General features: G+C 40.3%; 5 protein-coding genes. All 5 read right to left on the bottom strand.

Going from position 1 to position 5,625, the window contains the following annotated elements:
- Positions 1 to 192 precede the first annotated feature (192 nt).
- Positions 193 to 2,784 (bottom strand): vitamin B12-dependent ribonucleotide reductase, encoded by a 2,592-nt coding sequence (locus LHW48_10770; protein ID MCB5260929.1) that lies wholly within the window; start codon positions 2,782 to 2,784, stop codon positions 193 to 195.
- An 11-nt stretch (positions 2,785 to 2,795) separates the two neighbouring features.
- On the bottom strand, positions 2,796 to 4,286 hold the full coding sequence (locus LHW48_10775) for a DEAD/DEAH box helicase family protein (protein MCB5260930.1): 1,491 nt from the start codon (positions 4,284 to 4,286) through the stop codon (positions 2,796 to 2,798).
- 93 nt (positions 4,287 to 4,379) lie between these two features.
- Positions 4,380 to 4,889: a hypothetical protein gene (locus LHW48_10780; GenBank protein MCB5260931.1), complete on the bottom strand. Its 510-nt coding sequence runs from the start codon at positions 4,887 to 4,889 to the stop codon at positions 4,380 to 4,382.
- Between the two features lie 139 nt (positions 4,890 to 5,028).
- Positions 5,029 to 5,361 carry a hypothetical protein gene (locus tag LHW48_10785; GenBank protein MCB5260932.1) on the bottom strand — a complete coding sequence of 111 codons (333 nt, stop codon included), beginning with the start codon at positions 5,359 to 5,361 and terminating at the stop codon, positions 5,029 to 5,031.
- A 52-nt stretch (positions 5,362 to 5,413) separates the two neighbouring features.
- Positions 5,414 to 5,625: hypothetical protein (locus LHW48_10790; protein MCB5260933.1), on the bottom strand; the 212-nt coding region annotated here is incomplete at its 5' end.

Raw genomic sequence — 5,625 nt, forward strand, 5'->3', positions numbered from 1 at the left:
AGTTCAAACGGGTGCTGGTAAATCCGCCCGTCGTCAAGTTCAAATTCTGTCTTGGTTACTCGTGTGACCATCGCTCGTTTCATCCTTCACCTCCAATTATACTAAAAGATTTTGGTAGTGTCAAGTAGATTGTAGTAGATTATTCGCTAACTGCCCCCACCCCTTTTAGAAAGTTTTTTTATTTTTTTTTAGTTAGGAGCAACCACTAGAATCACCGCATACCTCACAATAATAGCAAGTTCCTTTCCTAATCATCATATGCCCGCAGTTAGGGCAAGGTGGTCCTTGCTTATTATGGTCTTGCTTCTTATCGTGATTACCATTCATAAAGTAGTTATCTAAGAATTTGGCTACATAATCGATAGGGGAAAGTGCGGTAGGGATATCCTTATTACTAGTAAATCCGTTAGGTTGGAATTCCTTATATCTGAATTGCCGAATGAAGTCTTGCAAGGGAACTCCATATTGTAGTGCAATTGATACCGCTATAGCCCAGTTACTTAACAGGGCATCATAAGTGCCTCCACCTGAGGCAGTCAAAAATATCTCACCTAGTTGTCCATCTTCAAACATGCCTAACATTAAATAATGTTTTTGCCCACCTATAGTGAATTTATGAATTAAAGCACGAGAACGTGTATCGGGCAATTCACGCCGTATTGGTGCATGTATATGGCTTGTATCTTTGGCTTCTTGCGTTATTATAGGCTGTGATCGTGAACCATCACGATAAAAGGCCGCTGCTTTAATTCCTAATTTATGGGCATTAATTATAGCATTGTAAATGTCATCAATAGTAGCGTCATTAGGGAAAGAGATAGTCTTTGATATAGCGCCACTTAAAAATGGCTGTACTGCAGCCATCATACGCAAATGTCCGTTATAATCAATACTACGTGTAGAGGTTTCGCCCACATAAGCGCAATCAAACACGCTAAGGTGTTCTGGCTTTACTATATTACATCCTTCTATAGTCTTATGTTCCAGTATATAATTCAGTACTCCTTCAATTTGGGCTTCTTTATAACTAAGTGCACGTAATGCGTTGCCCACTTCGGGATTGACCAGTTTCATCGTACCTCCTCCTACAAGCTGCTTCCACTTTATTAACGCAATTTCAGGTTCTATGCCAGTAGTTTGAGCATCCATTAAGAAAGAGATTGTGCCTGTAGGAGCCAAAAGCGTGACCTGGGCATTACGTATTAAATGCTTGCTAGCATAATATTTAGCAGTATACCAGCTTTTACTAGCACTGTCAATAATATATTGGGTTCTATCATCTGTTACTGATTCAGCAAGTTGCTCATGCGCATGTATATGATGAGCAATAACTTGTGCAATAGCCGATTGAGCGCAAGTCTCAAACGCACTCTTCTCTTGTGCAATAGTTCCCGATTGAGCATAAGCCGTAGCTGTCATTAAAGAAGTAATAGCAGCGGCTATACGATTGCTATCTACGGCATCGTAAGGTTTACCCATTCGCATCAATATAGTATGCAGATTCGTAAACCCTAATCCTAAAGGCCGATATTTAATAGAATTATCTTTTATCTCTTCAGTTGGGTAATATGCTTTATCAATGATAATATCCTGCGCCAGAATCAATATACGAATCGTATGTTGAAACCCTTCAACGTCAAAATGCCCATTGTCATCAACAAATTTGCCTAAATTAATGCTAGCTAGGTTGCAAGAACTATTGTCAATGAAAACAAATTCCGAGCAAGGATTGGAGGCATTAATTGGAGCTACATTAGGAATGGTATGCCATTTGTTAATATTATCTGAAAATTGCACGCCGGGTTCGCCGCAAAAATACGCTGCTTCAGCAATCTTTCTTAACACCTCTCGTGCTTTATAGGTATGGATTGTCTTGTTTGTAGTTATCGCATTTGTGGTATATTCTTCGTCATTAGTTACCGCTTGCATGAAACTATCTGGAATTCTCACGCTATGGTTTGCATTTTGAAATTGTAAGCTAGAATAAGCACCATTAGGATCTGTATAATCGGCCGAATATCCTGCTGCTATTAATGCTTGGGCTTTCTTCTCTTCCTCCACCTTACAAGTAATAAATCCCGCTCCTCCGTCAGCTGTTTGCAAAATATCCGGATGATCAATGTCTAGAATACGTATGCTAGCTGCACGACGTGTCCTACCTCCCGACTGAATAACACCTGCGAATGCATCCAAGCCTTTCATGAAGGATACAGGGCCCGAAGCCCAGCCCCCTCCACTCAAAGGCTCATAGGAAGAACGCAATGGGGACAAGTTTACCCCAGATCCTGAACCTCCTTTGAAGATAAGAGCCTCATTAGTAGTGAGCTGCATTATGCTTTCCATAGTGTCTGATACGTTTTGGATAAAGCATGCAGAGGCTTGTCGATGACGATTGTCGGGGGTACCAAAATTAAACCATACCGGGGAATTAAACGCAGCCATTTGATTTAAACATATAAAACCAAGTTCTTGGCGAAAATTCTCAGCTTCTTGGGCATCATCAAAGTATTCCTGCATTATTCCCCATTCTGTTATTTGATTGACTACACGTTCTACCATACTAAAAACGCTGGTTTCTCTTGTATTATCTCCTATATTACCATAGAAGTACTTACTTGCTGCTATAGTAACTGCATTGTTGGACCATTCAGCTGGATGTTCAACGTTCCTTTGTGCAAATTTTACTTCTCCATTAATATCGGTAATAGTTACATCGGATGAATTATGTACAAACATTTGCTGATAATCTACTGCACTATGAGTGAATTTGCGTTCTATTTTCATGAGATTAACCTTTATATATCTTGGACATTGATGATACTTACATTTTGTTTTAGCTTTTTAAATATAGAAATACGTGCATTGCTATGGGATTCAAACGTATCATCATCACAATCGTAAAAATCAAACACTGTCGCTATTGTTTTGTTATCTGCAATGCGTAGACTTCGTCCTAAACGCTGCTGTGCTATCCCAGGACTTCTTCCCCCTCCAGCTAAAATTAATACATCGATAGTTGGTACGTTGAATCCCATATCAACTACTGGTGTTCCAATGGCAATATAACAATCATTGAGGAATCGCTCTTTGGCTTCATGTAGCTTCTTAACTGTCATGCCTCCATTAAAGTATACTACATCAGTCAATGCATCTTTTAACATTTCTATCAATATTTGTGCGTGTTCTTTCCAGTTTACTATTATTAAGCACCTTTTCTTTTCGGAGGCAAATCTTATTGCAAGCTCTTTAATAATCTTGTTTCTTATATTGTTCTGGACTATAGTATAGCGATATTTGTTTGTATAGCTTCCTGTATGTAAAGGGCAATTGACACGAATAAATTTAACATCTGCTTTTGAAAGCCAACCCTGGTTTTGTAAGTCATTTGTTTTTAATGAGAAGATTTTAGGTCCTGTGCATGCATGCATTTTTGCAATATCAACGCTATTATCTCTAAAAGGCGTAGCTGTCTGGCTTATTCTATAATAGGCATTTTCTAATGTCATAAAGTATTCATACCATGTTTTGGCCGCGCTTTTATGTCCTTCATCTACATATAAGAATTCTACTGTTGACGCAAATTCTATCCCCATTTGTGATTTCGACCATGAAACATCGAATATAGATAAAGTAATGTGTTTTGGAGAGAATACACCAGAAGCAATGATTCCTAAATCTAAGTCTGGAGCATATGTTTTGAATTTATCTACAAATTCGTTGAAAATAATAGTAGTGGGAACTACAATGAGAGTATTAACGCCAATATCACAAACTGTTTTAATCGCTATTTCTGTTTTTCCACCGCCAGTTGGAATTTCAACTATACCTATATAGTGCTTAATAATAGCATTATAAGCATTATATTGATAGTCACGCAACTCTACTGAGTTTGGAATAGGCGTTCCAGAAGGCTTTACACGCAAATCAATTATGTTTGCATCAGGTACTATTTCTATTACGTCATTTATGAGACCAGTGGGAAATTTGTTTTTCTTTACAAATCGTATATTCCAATCCCAAGTGCATTTACCGCAATGTGGAAAAAGAGATATTGCTTCTCTATGTATGTCTTCCCATTGCTTTTTTCTGCGCACTCGTTGAATCGCTCTTTGTACGGCATGGGCAGTGCTACTGCTGAGCTTAGGTATGTGGTCTTTTTCTATGTGATGTATAAGCCCAGATGTTCTACCTGGTATCTCATACTTTAACGCTTCGGATATCCTTCCAATCTCACTGTCACTACCATTTTCTATTCTGCTATACGTATTCTCTATAATAATGTCCATAAAGATCACTACAAAATAGAGGAATCATCTTTGTCCTTGCGTATGCATTTTATGCTTTTGGTGTCTAATGCCAAGGCAAATTCTGACGTGGTATTATAGTTCTATTGCCTTGTCTGGGCAAAATTGCGCGACCAACTCTCCATGGGAAAGTCGTTCCGCGCCTTGGGCGGAAAATACCCAGTACCTGGACTCGCCGCGTCGCTTATAGGGGACTTCTTCCACTACTAAGGCTTGGCCTTCGTGGAGCCAGGCTGCCAGTAAGATCCCTTCTACATGGGCAGCCTGACTCTTGTCCATGGCTAGAACTTGAGCTGCAGGAAGCCTTACTATCTCCTCTTCCGCCACATTTATTTCCTCCACTATCTCAAATGCATAGCCAGACAGGAATACCGCAACCAAGTCCCTATTTGGATCTCCACCCTCAGGAAGGATTCGGAGATGTAGAGGTCCTCCATTCCCTCCAGACAGTTTCTGAATCCTCCCTGCTGGCCAGACGCCGGACTCGTCTGGCACGTCCAACCTGAGCACTGGACGTGTCGCTCCAGCTCTCCACTCCACTCTCTCTCCTCCTGGTTTTACACTCAAATTATAATACCGTACCATGTAAATCCCTCCTATTGCTGTGTTAATCCAGCAGAATCTGGGGCTATCACCCTGATTTCCTATTCTCTTTTCTCTATCCGCATCGCATAAGCGACACGGTGTGGGTTTTGTTCATCATTTTGCCTTTTGTGTTATCATACTATGTTTCATCTGCAATCCATCCATATGCCTTCATGGTGTTATGTAACTGTTCTACAATATGCGTTATCGACTTCCATGCTTCGAGGATCATGGCCAGTTTTAACGCATTCTTGGGAGTTTCCACTATTACTTTGTATCCTTCAAACCAGAACCAAAAGTTTCCGTCATCATTCCCTTGGACACTTACTGAATTACCTATAGTAATCTTGTGCCACCATTCTCGATCTAGCAAGCACTTTAGAGCTTGTTCAATTGTAACCTCGCCACATCGATTGCATTTTATCCTCATCTCATCCGCAACTACAGTTTCCTTATCTTTTGCATTTTCCATCTTGTTTTCTCCTATTACCGGATTAATCCGGCAGAATCTGGGGCTATCATCCCTAGTCTATTAAATCCTCCATCAAGCACCTTGGGCATAGGGCTTCCCGTACTATTACGTTTTGGGGCCATGTGGATTTCCGGTGTCGGTACCCTGCGCCCACTAATTGTGAATCACACACTTCACATGTCTCATTAGGCACATATCCAGACCATGGAACGTATTCATCCCATGGTGGTGTACCAATAAGAGGTAGCAGTGCCTTCCCTAGCG

The sequence above is a fragment of the Candidatus Cloacimonadota bacterium genome (genome assembly GCA_020532355.1).
In the GTDB taxonomy this organism is placed as follows: Bacteria; Cloacimonadota; Cloacimonadia; order Cloacimonadales; family Cloacimonadaceae; genus UBA5456.